Raw genomic sequence first — 23,132 nt, forward strand, 5'->3', positions numbered from 1 at the left:
AGGATTCTGAGTTTTTCAGAATCCTTTTTTATGTTTTTATAATATTTAGCATTAATCTTTCAATGCAATTTTTTTGATCGATTGTGTCAAAATTATTTTATTAATGATGAATAAAATAATCACGATGATTAATCCAAAACCGATCACTTCCCAAACGTGAGAAGTTTCTGTTGCCATAAATTTTCCGACTTTTTCTTTGATAATATCCAAAACAAAATAAACCAATGGAATCGAAATGAGATAACTGATTAACATAAATATAATCGAAAATTTAAGATACGGACGAGTCAATTGATTGATGTTGTAACCAATCAAAAATAAATCTTTCGTTTTATGCTTGTTCTTTTCAATCATCAATTGAAAATTGATAATCATCAACCAAATCGCTGCAAAAACAATGATTAAACCAATAAATAAAACCAAGGAAAAAGCTAATTTTAAATAATACGTCAATTCATTATTTTTCAATTCATCTTTGTTGATATCATAATTTTGTTGCTCAAAATAAGTTGAAGCATTTTCATCTCCTTGAGATTTCGTTTCAACAACAATTCGTGAAGGTTCTGTATTTTTTTGAGGTGCATAAGTTTGATTTGCCCATTCCAAAAAGTTTTCAGGAACTAAAATCGTATTAATTTTTGTTGTAAAATCGACAATTCTTGCTTGATATACTTTCTGATTTTCTCCTTTTCCTAAAACCAATTGAAAAGGAATTTTAGTAAATAATCCTTCCGAAACTTGTGGTAAACCTTGACTTGTTGCAAAACCGAAATTGTACAAATTCAAATAACTTTTCGGAATAATAATCGGAATAAAATCTTGTCCTTCTTGCCATTTCCAATCTGATTCTTTTACATCAATGAAATCTTCTGGAACAGATTCAAAAAATAAATCAGTCGAAAAACCACGAATTCCAGCAACTCCACCAACTTGTAATTTCACAGGAAATTGACTGCTTTTGAATGTTCCGACTTTTGCTACAAAATTTTGCGATTTCAAATCGTTAATTTCATTTTCACTAAAACTTGGTTTTTCTCCAGTCAACGTTTGTAAAGACGATATTTTTTTGTTTAAGACCACATAATTTGCTTTCCAAACTGAACTATCTTCTCCAAAATTTTTGGCATAATCCAAATAAATTGTTCCTGCTAAAAGTAAGATGAAAAAACCGATAATAGAGAAAAAACAAAACGTTATAATTCGTAAGAAACTTAAGTTTTTACGAACTAATTTTTCGATTAAATTTTTAGAGTTGAATGACATTTGTAAGGCGTTTATCGTGAATTTCGTGTAAGCTTGTAAAAATAATTCCAGCGTTATTTTTTGTGGCTTCTTCGGTAACCAAATCAATCAGAAGTTGTTGATTTATTTCATCTAAATGACTAAAAGGTTCGTCCAAAAGTAGAAAATCAAATGGTTGACAAAGTGCGCGAATCACAGCAATTCGTTGACGTTGACCATAAGAAAGATGAATCGCTTTTTGATGTAAATGACTTTTTAAACCAACTTTTTCAATCCATTCAATAATTTGATTTTCGGATTGATGTTGTGTTAATACATTTTTTAATTGGATATTTTCCATCAAAGTTAATTCTTCAAACAAATGCAAACCTTGAAAAACATACGCAATTTTTTCGCGTCTAATTTTTGTCCAATCATTCAAAGAATAATTCTTAATATTTTGTCCATCAAACAAAACTTCTCCGTCATAATCTTTTCTATCACCGTACAAAATATTAATCAACGTCGATTTTCCAACACCAGAATGTGCAACGATTTGATAAATATTTCCGCTTGAAAAAGTGTATGTATTTTTCCAAATTTCAGATTGTTCGAACCCAAATTCTTTCAAAGGATGCGGAACAAGTTGACTGATTTTAATTTCCATTTTGTTGTGCAGCTTGATTGAAAAATAGTGAATAAGCTTGGTCCAAAAGTAAGAAAATCACTTCCAAACTATTTTTATCCGTCTTTTTCATATGTATTTTTCCTGTTTTTGTGTATTCATTCGAAACGCGGTAATCGATGTGATCAAAATAAGATAAAACCGTTTGCATTTCTTTCGTGTTTCCGAACGGAATTTGTTGATAAATATATTTTTGAACTTCTTTTGGATATTGATCAAAATTTAGATTCACGTAACCAAACATTGGATTTGAAGCGTTTGTAGCGTATCCTGTTGTGACAAAATTTGAAGAACTTACCATATTGTTCAAATATTGATTCATGATCGATTGATTATTTGTAATGTACATCAAATTGTTTTTGTATGTCATATAAATCTTCATATTTGTCGAAATTGGTAACATGTAATACGGTCCAATTTTCTGAATATTTTCTTGATGAGATTTAATAAATTCGTTGAAGAAAAGATCGTTTTTCATTTTTCCTCCCAAAACAAATTGCGGATAAACAACTTGCTTGATAAAAGCTTCTTTCTTACCAAAAAAATCATTTGGATTGAATGCTTTTCCGATCTCAAAATCATAAACACTAAACAAAGCTTCGCCTTCAAAACTTTGTTCTAATTTGTTCAAATCAATTTCATATTGTTCTAAAAAAGTAGTCAAGAAATTCTGATTTTCGAACACATAACGCGTGTTGGCAGGATAAATTCCAAGTCCAATATTCATGTAACTTTGCGCAGGAAAATACTTGAAAAAATCAGTATTGATTTTTGATTTCCACATTGGATGTTTTTGCAATTCAACTTTTGTAATCGCATCTGGATGAAATTTTTGAGTGAAACTAATTCCGTCCGAAGTAAATGAAATAAAATTGACCCAAGAACTTTTTGTGAAATCAAGGTTTTTCTTTTCAGAACTTTCATGTTTCGAGAAGTTTTTCAAGAAATTTCCAGTGTACCAAATGTTGATATCCTGCGAGTTTTTGACAAAATCTCCAAAGCTGTTATTTTCTTTCGCAAGTGAATGTTTATCATTGATAATTTTCGTGAAATAATCTTGAATCGCTTTTTCTCCAACACCAAATTCAGAAACAATCAATAAAAATTGAGATTTGTTCCAAGCTATAAACGGTTTATTGAATCCAGAAATAGTCGTAAAGCCATCTTTCTTTTCAAACGAAATTTCTTTTTTGTATAAACCTTTGTAAATCGTTGATAAATGTTTTTCAAATTGATCTTTGTCGCGCATATTTGTAATTAACGCAACCATATTTTTTCCATTAATTTTTTGCCCAAAAAGGTAAATAGGACTGATGATATCTACTCCCGAAGAAGTTGGATTGTTTTTAATATCATTTAATAATTGATCAAAAGTTGGGTCTTGATTTTTAAGTTCGCCTTCGGCTAATTGATAAATTTTATATTGTTCTAATTTCTGAAAATTACCTTTTTCTGCAATTGATTTTGGATTTATCAACGCAACAAAATCTACATCTGTAGGAATCAAAACCGTATAATCTTCGTTTTTGGAACAACTTGCAAAAAGCAAAATTAGAAATAGAATTGAGTAATATTTGAAGCCTTTTTTCATCGAAAAAATATCTTTAAAAATTGTTGTTAATTATTTGTTTAATCCTGAATTAAATCTGAAATCATCTGATTTTTATTCAAGAATTGTTAAATCTGTAATATTGGGATAAATTTAAGCAATTATTAATATGATTTTCGTTTCTATAACAATAAAAATATGTAAAAATTTCTTATATTCGCACTCCTTGATTTAGAAGAAATAAGAAAGAATTCGATGGCAAAAAAGTTTAGAGAATATAAGCACTTAGACTTGGTACAAGTCTCAAAAGAAACGTTAGAAGATTGGAAACAAAATAATGTTTTCGAGAAAAGTATTTCTACGCGTGATGGAAATCCATCTTTTGTGTTCTATGAAGGTCCTCCTTCTGCAAACGGAAAGCCAGGGATTCACCACGTTTTAGCACGTTCTATCAAAGATATATTTTGTCGTTATCAAACCTTGAAAGGAAAACAAGTTTTTCGTAAAGCGGGTTGGGATACGCACGGTTTACCAGTAGAATTGGGAACTGAGAAAGAATTAGGAATTACCAAAGAAGATATTGGAACTGAAATTTCAATTGAAGAATATAACGAAGCTTGTAAACGTACAGTAATGCGTTACACTGATTTGTGGAATGATTTGACTGAAAAAATGGGTTATTGGGTGGATATGGAAGATCCATATATCACGTATAAACCAAAATATATGGAGTCTGTTTGGTGGTTGTTGAAACAAATTTATAACAAAGATTTGTTGTACAAAGGTTATACAATTCAACCATATTCTCCGAAAGCTGGTACAGGTTTATCTTCACACGAGTTAAATCAACCAGGAACTTATCAAGATGTTACAGATACAACGATTGTTGCTCAATTTAAAGTAAAGAAAGATTCGACAGATTTATTTAATGATTTTGATGGAGATGTGTATTTCTTAGCTTGGACAACAACACCTTGGACGTTGCCATCAAATACAGCGTTAACAGTTGGTCCAAATATCGATTATGTTGTAGTTGAAACATTCAATCAATATACATTCGAACCAATTCGCGTAATTTTAGGAAAACCATTGGTTTCTAAACAATTCGGTAAACCATATTTCTTAGCAGAAACAGAAGAAGATTTCAAAGTTTATGCGGCAGGAAATAAGACAATTCCTTATAGAATTGTAGGAGAATACAAAGGTGCTGATTTTGTTGGAACTCGTTATGAACAATTATTACCTTGGGCGTTGCCTTACGAAAATGCAGAGAATGCTTTCCAAGTAATTCCTGGAGATTTCGTAACAACAGAAGATGGTACAGGTATCGTACACACTGCGCCTACTTTTGGTGCTGATGATGCGCGCGTTGCAAAAGATGCTGGTGTTCCACCAATGTTGGTATTAGATACGCATGGAAATGCTGTTCCTTTAGTAGATTTACAAGGTCGTTTTGTGGCTGATTTACCAGAAGGTTATGGAGGTAAATATGTAAAAAATGAATATTACGATGATGGAACTGCTCCTGAAAAATCGGTTGATGTAGAAATCGCGATTTTATTAAAAGAGCAAAACAAAGCCTTCAAAGTAGAGAAATATAAACACAGTTACCCACATTGTTGGAGAACAGACAAACCTATTTTATATTATCCATTAGATTCTTGGTTTATCAAGGTAACGGATGTAAAAGATCGTATGGTTGAATTGAACAAAGAAATCAATTGGAAACCTAAAGCGACTGGAGAAGGACGTTTCGGAAACTGGTTAGAAAATGCGAATGATTGGAACTTATCTCGTTCTCGTTATTGGGGAATTCCATTACCAATTTGGAGAACTGAAGAAGGAGATGAAGTAACTGTAATTGGTTCTGTTGAAGAATTAGTTGCTGAAATTGAAAAATCTGTTGCGGTAGGTGTAATGACTTCTAATCCTTTCCAAAATTTCGAAGTTGGAAATATGACAGAAGAAAACTATGATTTAATCGACTTACACAAAAATGTAGTAGATGAAATTACATTAGTTTCTGCATCAGGAAAACCAATGAAACGCGAAGCGGATTTGATTGACGTTTGGTTTGATTCTGGAGCAATGCCTTATGCGCAAGTTCACTATCCATTCGAAAATAAAGAATTGATTGATAATGGAACAATGTATCCAGCTGATTTTATTGCAGAAGGAGTCGATCAAACACGTGGTTGGTTCTATACATTGCATGCAATCGGAACATTAGTTTTTGATTCGAAAGCATATAAAAATGTAATGTCAAACGGATTGGTATTAGACAAAAATGGTCAAAAAATGTCAAAACGTTTGGGGAATGCTGTCGATCCATTCGATACATTGGCAACTTATGGTCCTGATGCAACACGTTGGTACATGATTGCAAATGCGCAACCTTGGGAAAACTTAAAATTTGATATTGCTGGAGTTGACGAAGTTCGTCGTAAATTCTTCGGAACATTATATAATACCTATTCATTCTTCGCATTATACGCGAATGTAGACGGATTTACATTTGAAGAAGAAGAAATTCCTGTAAATGAAAGAGCTGAATTAGATCAATGGATTATTTCTGAATTGAATACATTAACGAAAAAAGTTGATGCATTTTTAACAGATTATGAACCAACAAAAGCGGCTCGTGCTATTCAAGAATTTGTGATAGATAATTTATCAAACTGGCACGTACGTTTATCAAGAAGACGTTTCTGGAGAGGTGATTATTCGAAAGATAAAATTGCAGCTTACCAAACATTGTACAAAGTTTTAGAAACGGTTTCTATTTTAGGTTCTCCAATTGCACCATTCTTCATGGATCGTTTGTACAAAGATTTGAATGCAGCTACAGGTAAAAATCCTGCAGAATCTGTGCATTTAGCAGATTTCCCCGTTGCAGACGAATCATTGATTAAAACCGAATTAGAAGAACAAACGCATTTAGCACAAACGGCGACAAGTATGATTTTATCACTTCGTAAATTGAGTGATAACAAAGTACGTCAACCATTACAAAAAGTAATGATTCCTGTATTGAATGATACGATGAAAGCTAATTTGGAAGCTGTATCAGAATTATTGAAACAAGAAGTTAACGTTAAAGAAATTCAACTTTTAACAAACGAAGAAGCATCAAGTCTTTTAGTGAAATCTATTAAACCTAATTTCAAGACTTTAGGTCCGAAATATGGAAAAGAAATGAAAGCTATTTCGGCTGCTACAGCAGAATTAACGAATGAAGAAATTGTTAAATTAGAACAATCAGGTAAAATAGATTTGTTAATTGACAACAAAACATTAACTTTAGATTTAGAAGATTTTGAAATCGCTACAAAAGACATCCCAGGATGGACTGTTGCTTCTAATTCTACATTGACAGTAGCACTTGATTTAAAATTAACTGAAGTATTAATTAATGAAGGTGTTGCACGTGAATTGGTAAATAGAATTCAAAATATACGTAAAGAAACCGGACTAGAAGTAACCGACAAAATTATACTTAACTTAAAAAATGATGAATCAATCGTAAATGCAGTCGAGCAAAACAAAGATTACATTTGTTCTGAAACATTAGCTGAAGATCTTGTTTTACAAGACCAAGTTGCAAATGGAGCAGAGGTTGAAATTAATGGATTGATGACGCAAATTGCGATTACAAAACTGTAAGCGTATGGCAACAACAGATGAAAAAGTAAGGTACTCTGATGCAGAGTTGGAAGAGTTTAGAGCAATAATTCAAGAGAAATTAGATCAGGCTATAAAAGATTATGAATTATTGAAAGAAGCTTACACAAACGATAGTAACAATGGAACGGACGATACGTCACCAACTTTCAAAGCGTTTGAGGAAGGTTCTGAAACCATGTCGAAAGAACAAAATGCACAATTAGCAGCACGTCAAGATAAATTTATCCGCGACTTGAAAAATGCATTGTTACGTATTTCGAACAAAACATACGGTATTTGCCGTGTAACAGGAAAATTAATTAACAAAGATCGTTTGAAATTAGTTCCGCATGCAACATTAAGCATCGAAGCTAAAAATATGCAACGTTAATCAAGTATTTTGAAAAAAGTAGTACTCATTACCATTTTGGTTTTAATCATTGATCAAATTTCAAAATTTTACGTAAAAACACACTTTTTTTTAGGTGAAGACGTAGATGTTTTGGGTTGGTTTAAAATAGCATTTGTAGAAAATCCTGGAATGGCATATGGAATGCATTTCGGAGGAGAAACAGGAAAAATAGTTTTATCACTTTTACGAATTGCTTTAATCGGAATGATTATCTACTATATTAATGCATGGTCGAAAAAACTAAATAATAATTTCTTTATCATTCCGATTGCGCTTGTTTTGGCAGGGGCAATAGGGAATGTACTTGATGGAATTTTTTATGGCGTTATTTTCGATAAAGGAACTACTTACAATGAAATGTTTCAGGATTGGGTAGGCTATCAAGGTGTCGCACAAGCAAACTTTGCTGGTTATTCTGGTTGGTTTACAGGCTGTGTCGTAGATATGCTTTATTTCCCAATTGTGGAGTTCGATTGGCCTTCTTGGATTCCAATTGTAGGCGGGCAACATTATAAGTTCTTTCAGCCTGTATTTAATATCGCAGATTCGGCTATTTTTATTGGAGGACTTACTTTGTTTCTTTTCCGTAAAAAAGCCTTTACAACCGAAAATGGTGTAAGATTAAGATTTTAAAAAGATAAAAGCCTCGCTAATTAATTAGTGAGGTTTTTTTTAGAATCAGTAATCGTAGATAAAGATAAATAAATTATGAAACTTCAAAATGATTATTATTTCATTAGACAGATATATGCCCTTTTTGGATGTATTATAGCATTATCTATTTGTCTGTATTTCTATAACAGAAACATTAGAATTGCTACTCAGAATAAAGTTGTTACCACTACAATTGTTGAAAAGTCTTGTAGTGGATCTAAAGGGTCAAGTAGTGTGTATGTTTCTTATAAACAATTAATTTATAAGGTGAAATATGGAAGAAATGCTTGTGCGGAATTAAACCTCGGCGAAAAAATAAAACTTTATTATGATAATGAACGTAATATTCTAATAAAAAAAGAAGAAGCTAAACATAATCTATTTCAATTGACAGTTTCTTCAATAGCGATATTATTTTTTTTACTGCCTTGGAAAAAGATATTAAGTTGATGATGAATGAGCTAAAATAAACTTAGTATCGGTAATAATATAGATAACTGTATATTCACAATACTACCAAAGGTAAACATTGATTTACATTTGGTTATTTTATCAGTTTTTTTATTAGAGATAGAATTTTAACTTCTATAATATGTCATCCAGAGCTTGTCGAAGGATAAAAACGTTTTAAAAATATCCTTGTCAAGGTTTCAAACCTTGACAAGGATTTACATACTTCCGAACTTCTAATTTCGTAAAACATACAACTTAAAACGTATAACATTAATCTCGGTTGATTACACAGAGTTGTTTTATCCTTTCCTGAGAGTTATAAGCTTTACAGTACGAGTTTCAAAATTTAGCATTTACCGTAAAATAAGATGTGCTACTTGAATAGTTAAAACAAAAAAAACTCCTTTCAATTTCTTGAAAGGAGTTTTGTTGTGGTCCCTACTGGATTCGAACCAGTGACCCCCTGCTTGTAAGGCAGGTGCTCTGAACCAACTGAGCTAAGAGACCTTTTTAGAATTTTATTTGAAAGACTTTCTATTGTCTTTATGTGGTCCCTACTGGATTCGAACCAGTGACCCCCTGCTTGTAAGGCAGGTGCTCTGAACCAACTGAGCTAAGAGACCTTTTTAGAATTTTATTTGAAAGACTTTCTAATTGTCTTTATGTGGTCCCTACTGGATTCGAACCAGTGACCCCCTGCTTGTAAGGCAGGTGCTCTGAACCAACTGAGCTAAGAGACCTTCGTAATTGGATTGCAAATATAGGGCTGTTTTTGAATAATCCAAATAGTTAAAATGAAAAAAATTAAATAAAATTTAATGTTAGGACTTAACTCTTTTCATTTCAAAGAAATAATTTTTCAGATTTTAAAAAGAAATATTCGTCTTTTTCTTTTTCTCTTCAATTTTAACCCCTTTAAACAGGTAAATGATTCCGATAAATGAGATAGAAATGGTGATGATAGAGAAAATAAATGCCGCACTTGTTGCTAAAGTTTCATCAAAATTGAATCGATGAGCAGCGTACATAAATACAGCTTCTCTAATCCCAAATCCACTAAAAGAGATAATCGATAAAATTCCTGAAACTAAAAAAATCAATAAATAAATACTGAAATTCTCTGGATGAATATTCAATCCTTCTAATACAAAATACAACATACCAACTTGTATCAATTGTAATACAATCGAATAAATCATCGAGTTGTAAAAAGTTCTTTTATGAATAGGGAAAATGATTCCTAAAATAAATGGAACAGCTACAAAACCAACCAATGAAAAGATTAAAGAACCATATTGTATCCAAGGGTAATCTGTCAAATTTGAGAAAAATATTAGAAAAATGATGATTAACAACATTGCGCAAAGTCCAATAATTTTGTCAAGAAAAACCGCCTGCGAAATTTCTTTTAGACTGATTTTATAGTTTTTATTCAACACATAAACTTTGTATGCATCGCCACCAATTCCACCTGGAACAAAGGTATTGTAAAACATTCCTAAAAAATACAAACGTGCATTTGATTTATATGATAAATCAAGATTGATGTCCCGAAAATAATAGTCTAAACGAAAAACAGACAATGCTTGCGAAAGTACATAAAGGATAACAGCAATAAAAATATACGCCCAATTCGCATTTTTGTAATGACTGAAAATATCAAAAATATGTAGTTTAACAAAGAAGATATAATAGATTAACGCAATACTAATCGTTAATTTAACTCCTGTTATAATATATTTTTTAGTTTTTGGATTCAATTGAAATCTTTTGATAATTAACGCACAAATTTAGAGAATCTTCTAGTAACCATTCAAAAAATTATTTACCTACCAATATTTGTCTTATATTATGTAGTTTTGTGTTTAAATTAATCGAATCATGCAATCAAAAGTTATTGTAATTACAGGCTCTTCTTCGGGTGTAGGATTGACTTTGGCAAATTATTTTCACGATAAAGGACATCAAGTTTATGGTTTATCAAGAACAGCTAAAGGTCAAAAAAAATTTAAACATATTGCGACAGATGTTTCGGATAAAGAAAATGTAAAACGTAGTTTTCAGCAGATTTTTTCGGAAACGAACAATCAAATTGATGTATTGATTAACAATGCAGGAATTGGAATGTTAGGCGCTGTGGAAGATGCTTCAAAAGCTGATATCGAGAAATTATTGGACGTTAATGTGTATGGTCCAATTTATACAATGCAAGAAGTTTTGCCTACAATGCGTTCTCAAAAAAGCGGTTATATCCTAAATGTTTCTTCGATTGCGAGTAACAACGGTTTGCCGTTTAGAGGTTATTATTCGGCTTCTAAAGCGATGATTGATCGTTTGATTGAATCGGCTCGTTTGGAAAATCGTCACACAGGAGTAGAAATTGCTACGTTGAATTTTGGAGATATCAAAACCAATATTGCAGAAGGTCGTGTGAAAACTTTTGTGTCAAAATTTTATCAAAAAAGATATGATGCAATGGTTGCTGATATCGATCACGAAGTGCAAGATGGTACGCCAACAGAAGATTTGATTCCGATTATTGAAAATATTTTGGCTCAGAAGAATTTGAAACCACATTATTATATTGGAAAATCGATGCAGAAATTTTCGGTAATCTTGAAAAATATTTTACCTCAAAAAATGTTCGAAAATATTATTGCAAAATATTCAAAATTAGATTAATAGATGGAAAAGGTTATTTGGCATTATAAATCTTTTGACGATTTAACATCGAAAGAGCTATATAAAATAGTGCAATTGCGTAACGAAGTTTTTGTGATTGAACAAAATTGTATTTACCAAGATTGCGATGATAAGGATTTGGTTTGTGGACATCTTTGGGCAACGATTGGCGATGAGGTTGCAGCGTATTCTCGAATTGTTCCGAAAGGAACTTCATACGAAAACGAAGCTTCAATTGGTCGTGTAATTTCGAATCAAAAGTTTCGTCGTTATGGATTAGGGAAACAATTGATGAAAAATTCGGTTCAAATAATTGAAAATCAATTTAAAACGTCTTCAATCCGAATTTCTGCTCAATCTTATTTGAAAGAATTTTATTCTTCGTTTGGCTTCGAGCAAGTTTCGGAAGAATATTTAGAAGACGATATTCCGCATATCGAAATGTTGAGAAAATGAAATTTCTAAAATACTTTTTCATAACGCTATTTTCAGCTTTCATTGCATTGGTTTTGGTTGATGTTTATTATTCGAATCAACTCAAAAAAATGGCTTTGTTTAGCGGAGAAGTGCAAGAATGGAATCAAATAAGAGAAGGAAAAAAGACGAATGTTGAATTGGCTATTTTTGGTTCTTCGAGGGCGTTTATTCAAATTAATCCGAATATTTTAGAACAAGATTTAAAACTGACAACGCATAATTTTGGATTAAACGGAAGTAAATTCAAAATGCAATTGTATCGTTTCAATTTGTATTTAAATCATAATCCAAAACCGAAAATTGTTGTTTGGAATTTAGATACGTTTTCGTTTTCACACATTGATGAAGTTTTTCAACCAAATCAATATGCGCCATTTATGTTGTGGAATTTTAAATTGTATGAGGCGTTAAAAGAATATAAAGATACAAAGTTGGTTGATTTTATTGTGCCGCTTTATCGTTACAGAGATCAAACGTATTGGAAAGATCAAATTGCAAGGGCGAAGAAAGAAAAACTGCATAAAGACGGACTTTTTCGTGATGATGGTTTCAAATCATATAACCGAAAATGGAATGTTGATTGGGGGAAAATGAAAAAGAAAAACTCTGATTTTGACTTCTCAGATTATACTTTATTAGAAGAATTAATTGCAAAATGTGAGCAAGAAAATATTCAGCTTATTTTTACAATTGCACCCGAATTTTACAAAGGTCAAGATTATATGTTGAATCGAGAAGAAGTGATTAATCGTTATCAAACAACATTACAAAAGCATCATCTTCCGTTATTAGATTATTCGACTGATTCGATTAGTTTTAATCAAAAATATTTCTACAACACAACGCACATGAATTACGAAGGTGCGGATGCTTTTACAAAAGAATTAGCAAAAGATTTGAAAAAATATATAAAATAAAACGAACTTTAATAATGAAAAAAATACTATCCTTTTCTTTTCTTTTATTGACATTCGTAACGATGAATGCGCAATCTTTTCAACAAAATATAAAACGTGATTATATAGCCTATACTCAATTTGTTATAGAAAAAAAGTTTGATCAAGCTCTGGAATATACAGATCCAAGAATTTTTGAATTTTATTCAAGGGAACAGTTTAAATCTGCAATGGAAGCTATTTTTGCAACAGAAGGTTTAGAGTTGAAGCTGACTTTACCAAATTCGTTTAAAATTGGTGAGATTAAAAATATAGATAAGATTGATTATGTAAAAATGAATGTAGTTTCTTTTTATGAAATGAAGATAGCTGAAATAGATTTTGATAATGCAGATGAAGAGACTGTTAAATATGTTTTAACTGCGTTAGAAGAAGAATATGGTGATGGAAATGTTGTTTTTGATAAAGAAACTCAATTTTTTAAAGTAACAGATAATTCAGAAGTTATTGGAAGCTCTATAGATAATAAAATGACATGGAAATTTCTTGTAATTGATCCTAATTTGAAATCAATTTTAGGGAAAATAGTTCCAAAAGAAGTCTTAAATTAATAAAAATGCCTTACAAAGCTAGCTTTGTAAGGCATTTTTATTATGAAATATATTATCTAAATTACTTCAACTTTTTTTTCTTTTTTCTGTGTTAAATAAACGCCTGATAAAATCATTCCGAATCCAAATAAATGGATCCACATTATTTTTTCTCCAACCAAAAATCCCCAAAAAACAGAAACTACGGGCATTAAATAAGTAACCATTGAGGCAAACATCGAACCTGTAGATTGTATCAATCGGTAGAATAGTATCATCGCTAAAGCAGTTCCTAAAAGTCCTAAAATAGCAACAAAACCTAAACTTTTTAATTGTTGTTCTGTTCCTTCGAATACATCAAAAAATCCTGAAATAATTAAAATGAAAATTGAAGGTAATAACCAAATTGTGAATAGAGCCGAGGATAATTGAAATGATGGAACGTCGTTTAGATAGCGTGTTAAGATTAAACTATTCATTCCATAAAGCGCGGTTGCTAATACAATTAATAAACAATGTAAAAGACTATTTTCGCCAGAAAAACCATCGCCACCAATTAATAAAACAGCACCAATAAATCCGATTATAGCTCCCAAAACTTGATTTTTAGTTCCTTTGATATTGAAAAATAAGGCTCCAAATAGTAAAATAAATAATGGAACTAAAGAATCTAAAATTCCAGCCGTTGAACTAGAAACGTGTGTTTGCGCCATTGGAAATAAAAACATTGGAATGAAATTTCCGCAGAAACCAGCCAATGCGACATATTTTAATTTATTTTTCGGAATTTTAAATAGACTTGGAATTCCCCAAATTGCCAAAATTCCTCCTGCAATTGTTAGTCGTAATGCTCCAACTTGATATGGCGTGTACGCGACCAATCCTTGCTTGATGAGAATAAACGAGCTTCCCCAAGTTAGCGCCAAAACGCCAAGGATGATCCAATGTTTTAGTTCGATTTTCATTTTCTAAGTTTGCGCAAAGATGCACATTTCAGATGATTTTATTGAGTTGTTATTTACAAAAACAATCTGTTGTATGATCATTTACCATTCCGGTCGCCTGCATATGTGCATAAATAGTGGTTGAACCAAAGAATTTGAAGCCACGTTTTTTCAAATCTTTTGCAATTTGATCTGAAATTTCGGTTGTTGCAGGAACTTCTTTTATAGAATTCCAATTATTTATAATCGGTTTGTAATCAACGTATTTCCATATAAAATCGGAAAAGGAGCCAAATTCTTTTTGAATTTCTATAAATAATTTTGCATTATTAATTGCTGCCGAAATTTTTCCTCGATGACGAATAATTCCTTCATTTTGTACCAATTCATCAATTTTAGTTTCATCAAATTTGGCTACTTTCTCTACATTAAAATCAGCAAAAGCTTTTCTAAAATTTTCTCTTTTTTTAAGAATTGTAAACCAACTTAATCCAGCTTGAAAAGATTCGAGAATCAAAAATTCGAATAAAATTTTATCATCTTTTACAGGTTTTCCCCATTCATTATCGTGATAATCGATATAATCTTGGTCTTTGTTTACCCAAGCGCAACGTGTTTTTTTCATGGTTTTTTATTGTAAATTCTAAATATTTTTATAAGCCTCTTCAACCGAATAAACGGGTAATTGACACGTATAATTTTCGCAAATATGAATGGAAGTTTTATTTTCGATGAATCGATTTTGAGTGATTTCTAAATTCTCTGTTTTTGAAGCAACAAAAATTGCATTCGGAACATAACATTGTTGAATTTGCTTCGAGAATTCTAATGCATTTTCACCAACAATTACAATTTCTTTGAACGGATAAGCGAAATTTAGATATAATTGAATCCAATTTGCAAAACCAGTTGGATAATCGTGAATTTTTTCTTCGATATTGTTTAACATTTGTTTCGCTTGTTCAATGTATTTTTCGTGATTGAGAATCTTCCCTAATTTGAACAAATTATTTGCCATTACCGAATTTGATGATGAAATAACATTGTCATAAATCTCAAATGTTTCGTTAACCAAAGGCGTATCATAATGGGATTTGTACGCAAACATTTTATTCTTATGATTATAAAATTGATTGAAAACTTCTTCTGTTAAGGTTTGAGCAGTTTCTAAATAATGCATTTCTAAAGTAACTTCATAAAGCTTGATTAACGCTTCAATCATTAGGGCATAATCATCCAAAAATCCTGGAATTGTTGTTTGATTATCCTTATAATTTCTGAACAAGATTTCACCATTCCATTGATTTTCTAAAATAAAATTGGTTGCATTTTTTGCTAAATCAAGATATTCATCATTTTCAAAAGTGATAAATGCATCACACAAACTTTTTATGGTTAAAGCATTCCAAGAAGTTAAAACTTTTTCGTCGCGATGAGGTTTTATGCGCTGTTCACGAATTGGATTAAGAATTTTTTTCCATTGAGAAATTTTGGTTTGAAGTTCTGTTGTTTTAATGTTCTGCTTCGTAGCAAAATCTTCGTCTTCTGTCAATCGCATTAAAATATTATTACCATGTTCCCATTCTCCAAATTCATTAACATTGTAATATTGCTGAAATAAGTCAAAATCATTTTTCAAAATTGTTTTCAATTCATCCGATTTCCAAACATAATATTTTCCTTCTTCACCTTCAGAATCAGCATCAATAGCAGCATAAAAAACACTTTCAGGCGAAAGCATTTCATCTTTCAACCAATTAATTGTTTCTTCTACAACTGTTTTATATTCTTCTTCTCCAAAAACTTTATATGCATTTGAATAAAGCGAAAGTAATTGCCCATTATCGTAAAGCATTTTTTCGAAATGAGGAACTTTCCAATATGGATCAACTGAATAGCGCGAAAAACCACCTTTTAGTTGGTCGTAAATTCCACCAAAAGCCATTCTATCCAATGTTATTTTTGTTTGAATCAAACAATTTTCATTTTTTGTTTGTGTACCATATCGCAAAATGGTTTCCCAGGCATTTGGTAACATAAACTTTGGTGCACGATTAAAACCTCCCCATTCATCATCAAATTGTTGTTGCCAAAATTCAAATGTTTCATCAATTTTATTTGTTGAAAAAGTTGAAGAAGATTTCAATTCGATCGCCTCCATTTTATTCAAACCATCAGCAATAGAGTTGACGTATTCCATTGTTTTAGCTTGATTTTGATGATATAAATGATTGATATTTTCTAAGAGTTCAATCCATTGAACTTTCGGAAAATAAGTTCCGCCATAAAAAGGACGACCATCTGGCAAAGCAAAAACATTGAGTGGCCAACCTCCAGATTGATGAATTAATTGCGAAACATTCATATATAAAGCATCTAAATCAGGACGTTCTTCACGATCAATTTTAATGCAAACAAAATTATCATTCATCACTTTTGCGACTTCATCGTTTTCAAAAGATTGATGTTCCATCACGTGACACCAATGACAAGCCGAATATCCAATTGAAATAAGCAAAGGTTTGTTGACTTTTTTTGCATGATTCAAAACTTCGTCATTCCAACTTTGCCACCAAACAGGATTATTTTCGTGTTGTTTCAAATACGGACTTGTTGCTGATTTTAGATTATTTTGTTGAAAATTCATGATTCTTGTTTAGAAATTTAAAGTTCGTACAATTTTTGTGGATGAAAAATTATATTTTCGACAAAAATTAAAACACATGAACATTTACGAATACATTTCTATTGGTGCATATATGGCTCTGATGATTGGAATCGGGATTTATTCTTACCGAAAATCAACAAGTAACTCAGAAGATTTTTTGATCGGAGGAAGGAAAATGGGAGCAGCTGTAACGGCGCTTTCTGCTGGTGCTGCTGATATGAGTGGTTGGTTGTTAATGGGAGTTCCTGGAGCAATGTATTTTACAGGTTTGTCGAGTGCTTGGATTGCAATTGGATTGACAACAGGATGTTTTTTGAACTATATTTTTGTCGCACCACGATTACGAATCTATACAGAAATCGCTCAAAATTCGATTACACTACCCGTATTTTTTGAAAATCGTTTCAAAGATAAATCTCGTTTATTGCGAATTGTATCTTCAATATTAATCTTAGTCTTTTTTACATTATATACATCTGCTGGAATGGTTTCTGGAGGGAAATTGTTTGAATCTGCTTTTGGATTAGATTATATGACAGGACTTTGGATGACAAGTTTTGTAGTTGTATTGTATACTTTTTTAGGAGGTTTTTTAGCTGTAAGTTTAACTGATTTCGTACAAGGAACTATCATGGTTTTGGCTTTGGTTATTGTTCCGATTGTAGCGATTTCTGAAATTGGCGGAGTTGGAGAAACTTTTTCATTGATTAATGATAAAGGTGATAAGTATTTAGATTTATTCAAAGGGACAACAACAATTAGTATTTTATCGTTGATGGCATGGGGATTAGGATATTGTGGACAACCACATATTTTAGTACGTTTTATGGCAATTGGTAATCCGAAAGATTTAGCAAAAGCAAGAAACATTGGGATTACTTGGATGATCTTTACAGTGGGTGGAGCTCTTTTAGTTGGATTAGTTGGGATTGCTTATTTGATGAAATTTGATCAAACAACTATGCTGAAATTTGATGGTTCTAAAACAGAAGCAGAAACGATATTCATTTATTTTTCTCGTGTTTTATTTCATCCATTAGTTGGAGGATTTTTATTATCAGCAATTTTAGCTGCAGTAATGAGTACAATTTCTTCACAATTATTAGTAACATCAAGTTCGTTAACAGAAGATATTTACAAGGCATTTTTGAACAAAAAAGCCTCTCCGAAACAATTGTTAACAGCAAGTCGTTTATCGGTTTTAATTGTAGCAGTTATAGCAGTATTATTGTCCTTAACACCTAAAGATTCTATTTTAAACTTAGTTGGAAATGCTTGGGCAGGATTTGGATCTGCATTTGGACCAGTGATTGTTTTCTCACTTTTCTGGAAAAAAACCTCTTGGCAAGGTGCATTGGCTGGAATGTTAACAGGAGGAATTGTTGTTTTAGCTTGGGTTTATGCAAATCATGATTACAAAGATTGGTATGAAATGATTCCAGGATTTATTTCTTCAGTTATTGCAATTTATGTAGTTTCATTATTGACTCAAAAACCGAATCAAGAGATTGATAAAGAATTTGATGAAATGAAAGCTGTTTTGAAAGAGAATTAATGCAATAAAAATATAAAAAATTAGGTAGGCTTTTGTCTACCTTTTTTATTGTTAAAAATTATGAATTTATTATTCAAAAGTTAAAACTTAAAACATCAACAATTGTTGATAAGTTTCACTTATAGAGAATAAGGTCAAAAGAGAGATTTGTTTGTATATTTGTAAAGTTTGATTAAAAAAATAGTCAAAATTAAATCAATTTATACGAAAATATGAACGATATTATTCAATTACTGCCAGATCATGTAGCCAATCAAATTGCCGCAGGAGAAGTTGTACAACGACCAGCTTCTGTGATAAAAGAATTGATTGAAAATGCGGTGGATTCTGGTGCAACTTCTATTCAGGTAATTGTAAAAGATGCTGGAAGAAGCTTGATTCAAGTGATTGATAATGGTTCGGGAATGAGTGTGACGGATGTCCGAATGGCTTTTGAACGTCACGCGACTTCAAAAATAAGAAAGACAGAGGATATTTATAATATTCATACAAAAGGTTTTCGTGGAGAGGCTTTAGCGTCGATTGCAGCTGTTGCGCAAGTAGAAACGAAAACATGTCGAGAAGAGGATGAGGTTGGTTCGCAATTGGTGATTGAAGGTGGAGAAGTTCGCAATCAAGATCCTGTTGTTTGTCCAGTTGGAACGTCTATTTCGGTCAAAAATCTTTTCTATAATGTGCCTGCTCGTCGTAATTTCTTAAAATCTAATCAGGTTGAATTTCGTCATATTCAAGATGAGTTTCAACGTGTTTCGATGGCGCACGAAAACATTAGTTTCTTTTTACATCACAATGATGCAGAGGTTTATCATTTGAAAGCCGGAAATCTGAAACAACGTATTGCTCAAATTTTCGGAAAAAAATTAAGTTCACAAATTATATCCGTTGAAGAAGATACAGAAATTGTAAAAGTGAAAGGTTTTGTGGGGAAACCAGATGCTGCAAAAAAATCGCGTGGCGAACAATTTTTCTTTGTGAATAATCGCTTTATTCGTAGTGGATATTTGCATAATGCAATCGTAGATGCTTTTGAGAGTTTGTTGCCAACGGGGTATAGTCCTTCTTATTTTTTGTATTTAGAAATTGATCCGTCAAAAATTGATATTAACATTCATCCAACTAAAACAGAAATTAAATTTGAGGATGAAGCATTGATTTTTACTATTCTTAGAGCTGCTGTAAAACACGCTTTGGGACAATTTAATGTAATTCCTTCGTTGGATTTTGAACAGGATCCAAACTGGGCATTTATTCCATCTGCGACGGAAGATACAGAAATTAAAATGCCAGAAATTACGGTTGATTCTAGTTTTAACCCTTTCGAGCATCAACAAACAAGAGCGCCGAAACCGTCTGATATTCGTGCGAATATGGATTTTTATAAAGATGCTGTTGAGTTAGAAATCGAAAATAATCATGCGCATCAATTATTTGAATCTGAAGATTTTCATGATAGTTTTGAAGTAATTCAATGGATGAATCAATATTTGGTTGTTGAATATCGTGGCGAATTGTTAATCATCGATCAACATCGCGCGCATCAAAAAATATTATTCGAAAAATTTATACATTCAAATAATGGAAGTGCTTTGGTACAACAAATGCTTTTCCCGATTGAGTTGGAACTTTCGCCAAATGATCGTCAGAAATTAATCAATGTAGAGCATCAATTGTTGAGTTTTGGTTTTGATATTTCGTTGGATGAAGAAGCAATACAGATTAATGCGATTCCTGTTGATGTGCAACAAGAGGATGTAGTGTCTGTTTTTATGGATTTTATCGAGGAATTAGAATACCAAGAATCAATTGAATTAGAAAATACGTTTGCAAAAATTTTAGCAAAAAATGCGGCTGTTAAAAAAGGAGTTTCATTAAAATCTGAACAAATGCAAACTTTGGTTGAAGAATTGTTAAGACTACCAAATCCGAATTATACGCCATACGGACGCCCAATTTTTGTGCAGATGAATACGGCTGATATCAAAAAAACATTACAATAAACGAATGAGACAATCTATACCACCGATTACAAAGAATTTACTTATTATAAACGGTTTGTTCTTTCTAGCGACTTTTGTTTTTAGCACAAAAGGAATCGATTTGAGAGTGATTTTAGGTGCTTTTTATCCAGAATCTCCCAACTTCAAATTTTGGCAAATTTTGACGCATATGTTTATGCATGCCGATTTTTCACATATTTTGTTTAACATGTTTGCATTGTGGATGTTTGGTTCTGTGGTTGAACAAACTTTTGGACCAAAAAAATTCTTGACGCTTTATTTGTTAGCTGGTTTAGGAGGTTTTATATTGTTTAATGCAGTTAATTACTTTCAAATAGAGCAGTTAAAAGATGCTGTTCAAACGCAAGGAATAGGTTTTAGTCAAATTTATGAAGCTGCAAAATTAAATATGCAAGGTGGATATCATACGAATTCAATTATTCAAAATAACCAAGCTGCGTCAGAACTTTTGACAAATTATGTAACACCAATGGTTGGTGCTTCTGGTGCTATTTATGGTTTGTTATTGGCTTTCGCGGTTTTATATCCAGACGAAAAATTAATGTTAATCTTTTTCCCAGTTCCTGTAAAAGCAAAATATTTTATTCCAATTATGGTATTAATTGAGTTTTATATGGGATATCAAAACATTGGAAATGTAGCTCACTTTGCACATTTAGGAGGTGGATTGATTGGCTTCTTGTTAACAAGACATTGGAAAAAGAATTTATATAGATGGAATTAAAAAATGGCAAATAATATCTTAGACGATTTAAAATTAAAATATTCATCAGGAAATAGTGCAACAAAGTTGATTTACATTAACGTTGTGGTGTTTTTTACATTGTTAATTATTGATTTTGTTCTTCGAACGGTAGTAAATTCTACGATTACAACAACTGGTTTGTTTGCTTTGTCATCTTTCGATGATTTGATTGTAAGACCTTGGCAAATCCTAACATATTCTTGGTTACATGGCAATCTTTTTCATTTGATAATGAATATGGTTTTGTTGTATTTCGTTGGGCAAATGTTTTTGCAACAATTTCAGAACCGAAATTTAGTTACATTCTATATTTTTGGAGGAATCGCTGGTGGAATTTTCTTTTTATTGTTTCAGAATTTATTCAATTATTCACATTTATTAGTTGGTGCTTCGGCAGCGGTTTATGCGGTGTTTTTTGCAATGATTTCTTATAATCCGAAAATGCCCGTTCGTTTGTTGTTGATTCCAACTTCATTTCCATTGTTGTATGTTGGTTATGTATTTATCGCATTCGATGTGTATAATATTATTGCTAATCAAAATGCAGGCGGAAGTATTTCGCATTTGGGAGGTGCTATTTTTGGTTATCTTTATATGAAACAATTTGAGAGAGGAAATGATTTTTTAGGTAACTTTATTTTCAAAATAGAGCAGTTATTTAAGAAAAAAGAGAAATCAACTTTCAAAACATATAAAAATATTTCTTCAACTTCTTCGCGATCAAATGTTCCGAAAGATGATTACGATTTTAATCATCAAAAAGTTGAAAAACAAAAGAAAATTGATGTAATTTTAGATAAGATTTCTCGTTCAGGTTACGAGAGTTTGTCCAAAGAAGAAAAAGACTTTCTGTTTAGAGAAGGTAGGTAAAATGAGTATAATCAGTAAGTTTAAACTAAATTATTTCAATCGTTTAGTACTAACAATTAATATCGTTTTTTTGTTAGTGGCTTATTGTGTCTATTTAAATAAAATTTTTACGCCTACAGAAATTCCATATTTTAACTTTATTTCGATTGGTTTTCCAATATTATTTGCATTTGGAGCAATGTTTTTACTGTATTGGTTACTGTTTAGCTGGCGACACTTTTTGTTAATTTTAGTTCTTTCAGCCGGATTATTTTACCCAATTTATCTTTCATATCCAATTGTACAATTCAATAAAGTTAAAGATAAAAAAGCTGATTTATCTGTATTGACATATAATGTACATGGTTTTAAAGAAGAAGGAACAAAAGAACTTTTGATTAAGAATAAGGCAGATATTATGCTGCTTCAAGAAGCGTATGAAGGTCAACAGAAAAGTCTAAAAAATAAAGAATTCAAAAATTACTATTCAGAATTTTATGGTTTATTGACAATTTATAGTAAATATCCTATTATTCAAACCAAAAAAATAACGCCTGATGATAATGATGAATTGAATGGTCTTGCCGCATATGCAGATATCGATTTAGGGAATGATACGATTCGTGTAATTAATGTTTATCTTGAACCAATGTACATTGATAAAGCGATGGTAAAAGAAATTATTCAATCCGATGATTCGAGAACTGCCGAAATTTCGAGTCGAAAAGTTGAGTTAAAATTGGTGCAAGGAATGCAAAAACATCAAAAACAGTTAGAAGCGATTATTCCATATATCACATCTTCACGTTATCCAGTTATTTTGGGAACGGATCTTAATTCGACTCCAGTTTCGTACGAATATGAGAAGTTAAAAAAATATCTTCACGATTCTTATATAGAAGTTGGAAAAGGAAATGCGACAACTTTTCATGGATTTAAATTCCCTATTAGAATTGATTATTTATTTCATTCTAAATTATTTAAACCTATTGAGGCACATGTTATTCGAAAAAAATTCTCGGATCATTATCCAGTAGCTGTAAAATATAAAATTTCAGAATAAATTTTTTC

At 31.4% G+C, this 23,132-nt stretch carries 20 protein-coding genes and 3 tRNA genes; 13 read left to right on the forward strand and 10 right to left on the reverse strand.

Features of this window, described 5'->3' with window-relative positions; translation table 11 throughout:
• Positions 1–51: 51 nt before the first annotated feature.
• Genes N5D03_RS04010 through N5D03_RS04020 form a run of 3 tightly spaced genes read right to left on the reverse strand, consistent with a single transcriptional unit; the run spans position 52 to position 3,497 of the window.
• Positions 52–1,263, reverse strand: coding sequence for an ABC transporter permease (locus N5D03_RS04010; protein ID WP_280050994.1), 1,212 nt, complete (start codon positions 1,261–1,263; stop codon positions 52–54).
• Positions 1,247–1,888 (reverse strand): ATP-binding cassette domain-containing protein, encoded by a 642-nt coding sequence (locus N5D03_RS04015; protein WP_280050995.1) that lies wholly within the window; start codon positions 1,886–1,888, stop codon positions 1,247–1,249. The genes N5D03_RS04010 and N5D03_RS04015 overlap by 17 nt, the downstream gene beginning before the upstream one ends.
• Positions 1,878–3,497, reverse strand: coding sequence for a DUF4836 family protein (locus N5D03_RS04020; protein ID WP_280050996.1), 1,620 nt, complete (start codon positions 3,495–3,497; stop codon positions 1,878–1,880). The genes N5D03_RS04015 and N5D03_RS04020 overlap by 11 nt, the downstream gene beginning before the upstream one ends.
• Before the next feature lie 213 nt (positions 3,498–3,710).
• Between N5D03_RS04020 and ileS the strand changes: the two genes are divergently transcribed.
• The 4 genes from ileS to N5D03_RS04040 all read left to right on the forward strand — a co-directional run bounded on the left by ileS (position 3,711) and on the right by N5D03_RS04040 (position 8,634).
• Positions 3,711–7,118, forward strand: a complete 3,408-nt coding sequence (gene ileS / locus N5D03_RS04025) for an isoleucine--tRNA ligase (RefSeq protein ID WP_280050997.1) — start codon at positions 3,711–3,713, stop codon at positions 7,116–7,118.
• A 4-nt stretch (positions 7,119–7,122) separates the two neighbouring features.
• Positions 7,123–7,509 carry a TraR/DksA C4-type zinc finger protein gene (locus N5D03_RS04030; RefSeq protein ID WP_115001530.1) on the forward strand — a complete coding sequence of 129 codons (387 nt, stop codon included), beginning with the start codon at positions 7,123–7,125 and terminating at the stop codon, positions 7,507–7,509.
• A gap of 9 nt (positions 7,510–7,518) precedes the next feature.
• Positions 7,519–8,163: a lipoprotein signal peptidase gene (locus N5D03_RS04035; protein WP_115001529.1), complete on the forward strand. Its 645-nt coding sequence runs from the start codon at positions 7,519–7,521 to the stop codon at positions 8,161–8,163.
• A gap of 75 nt (positions 8,164–8,238) precedes the next feature.
• A complete protein-coding gene (locus tag N5D03_RS04040; protein ID WP_115001528.1) occupies positions 8,239–8,634 on the forward strand; it encodes a hypothetical protein in 396 nt (131 codons plus the stop codon).
• A gap of 435 nt (positions 8,635–9,069) precedes the next feature.
• Here N5D03_RS04040 and N5D03_RS04045 read toward each other — a convergent pair.
• The 4 genes from N5D03_RS04045 to N5D03_RS04060 all read right to left on the reverse strand — a co-directional run bounded on the left by N5D03_RS04045 (position 9,070) and on the right by N5D03_RS04060 (position 10,397).
• Positions 9,070–9,144, reverse strand: a tRNA-Val gene (locus tag N5D03_RS04045).
• A 41-nt stretch (positions 9,145–9,185) separates the two neighbouring features.
• Positions 9,186–9,260: transfer RNA gene (locus N5D03_RS04050), tRNA-Val, on the reverse strand.
• 42 nt (positions 9,261–9,302) lie between these two features.
• A tRNA-Val gene (locus N5D03_RS04055) sits at positions 9,303–9,377 on the reverse strand.
• Between the two features lie 126 nt (positions 9,378–9,503).
• Positions 9,504–10,397 carry a lysylphosphatidylglycerol synthase transmembrane domain-containing protein gene (locus tag N5D03_RS04060; RefSeq protein WP_280050998.1) on the reverse strand — a complete coding sequence of 298 codons (894 nt, stop codon included), beginning with the start codon at positions 10,395–10,397 and terminating at the stop codon, positions 9,504–9,506.
• 121 nt (positions 10,398–10,518) lie between these two features.
• Between N5D03_RS04060 and N5D03_RS04065 the strand changes: the two genes are divergently transcribed.
• Genes N5D03_RS04065 through N5D03_RS04080 form a run of 4 tightly spaced genes read left to right on the forward strand, consistent with a single transcriptional unit; the run spans position 10,519 to position 13,303 of the window.
• A complete protein-coding gene (locus N5D03_RS04065) occupies positions 10,519–11,319 on the forward strand; it encodes an SDR family NAD(P)-dependent oxidoreductase (RefSeq protein WP_280050999.1) in 801 nt (266 codons plus the stop codon).
• Positions 11,320–11,322: 3 nt separating this feature from the next.
• The gene (locus N5D03_RS04070) at positions 11,323–11,775 is read left to right on the forward strand and encodes a GNAT family N-acetyltransferase (RefSeq protein WP_280051000.1); all 453 of its coding nucleotides are present in this window, start codon (positions 11,323–11,325) and stop codon (positions 11,773–11,775) included.
• Positions 11,772–12,713: a hypothetical protein gene (locus N5D03_RS04075; protein WP_280051001.1), complete on the forward strand. Its 942-nt coding sequence runs from the start codon at positions 11,772–11,774 to the stop codon at positions 12,711–12,713. The genes N5D03_RS04070 and N5D03_RS04075 overlap by 4 nt, the downstream gene beginning before the upstream one ends.
• Positions 12,714–12,727: 14 nt before the next feature.
• A complete protein-coding gene (locus tag N5D03_RS04080) occupies positions 12,728–13,303 on the forward strand; it encodes a hypothetical protein (RefSeq protein WP_125348682.1) in 576 nt (191 codons plus the stop codon).
• A 56-nt stretch (positions 13,304–13,359) separates the two neighbouring features.
• Here the strand turns inward: N5D03_RS04080 and N5D03_RS04085 are convergent, their stop codons facing one another.
• From N5D03_RS04085 to N5D03_RS04095, 3 genes are read right to left on the reverse strand one after another with little or no spacing between them, the layout of a single operon-like run.
• Complete coding sequence (locus N5D03_RS04085; protein WP_280051002.1) at positions 13,360–14,247, reverse strand: DMT family transporter; 888 nt, start codon at positions 14,245–14,247, stop codon at positions 13,360–13,362.
• Positions 14,248–14,296: 49 nt separating this feature from the next.
• A complete protein-coding gene (locus tag N5D03_RS04090; RefSeq protein ID WP_280051003.1) occupies positions 14,297–14,851 on the reverse strand; it encodes a DNA-3-methyladenine glycosylase I in 555 nt (184 codons plus the stop codon).
• A gap of 18 nt (positions 14,852–14,869) precedes the next feature.
• Positions 14,870–16,873, reverse strand: coding sequence for a thioredoxin domain-containing protein (locus N5D03_RS04095; RefSeq protein ID WP_280051004.1), 2,004 nt, complete (start codon positions 16,871–16,873; stop codon positions 14,870–14,872).
• Positions 16,874–16,949: 76 nt separating this feature from the next.
• On the opposite strand from N5D03_RS04095, the gene putP reads away from it, so the two are divergent.
• From putP to N5D03_RS04120, 5 genes are all read left to right on the forward strand, one after another.
• A complete protein-coding gene (gene putP, locus N5D03_RS04100; protein WP_280049116.1) occupies positions 16,950–18,449 on the forward strand; it encodes a sodium/proline symporter PutP in 1,500 nt (499 codons plus the stop codon).
• Positions 18,450–18,661: 212 nt separating this feature from the next.
• Positions 18,662–20,446 carry a DNA mismatch repair endonuclease MutL gene (gene mutL / locus N5D03_RS04105; RefSeq protein WP_219033639.1) on the forward strand — a complete coding sequence of 595 codons (1,785 nt, stop codon included), beginning with the start codon at positions 18,662–18,664 and terminating at the stop codon, positions 20,444–20,446.
• A gap of 4 nt (positions 20,447–20,450) precedes the next feature.
• The gene (locus tag N5D03_RS04110) at positions 20,451–21,191 is read left to right on the forward strand and encodes a rhomboid family intramembrane serine protease (protein ID WP_125348696.1); all 741 of its coding nucleotides are present in this window, start codon (positions 20,451–20,453) and stop codon (positions 21,189–21,191) included.
• A 3-nt stretch (positions 21,192–21,194) separates the two neighbouring features.
• On the forward strand, positions 21,195–22,082 hold the full coding sequence (locus N5D03_RS04115; RefSeq protein WP_280051005.1) for a rhomboid family intramembrane serine protease: 888 nt from the start codon (positions 21,195–21,197) through the stop codon (positions 22,080–22,082).
• A gap of 1 nt (position 22,083) precedes the next feature.
• Positions 22,084–23,124 carry an endonuclease/exonuclease/phosphatase family protein gene (locus tag N5D03_RS04120; protein ID WP_052217546.1) on the forward strand — a complete coding sequence of 347 codons (1,041 nt, stop codon included), beginning with the start codon at positions 22,084–22,086 and terminating at the stop codon, positions 23,122–23,124.
• Positions 23,125–23,132: the final 8 nt, after the last annotated feature.

Source organism: Empedobacter sp. GD03861 (genome assembly GCF_029840885.1).
Lineage (GTDB): Bacteria > Bacteroidota > Bacteroidia > Flavobacteriales > Weeksellaceae > Empedobacter > Empedobacter falsenii_B.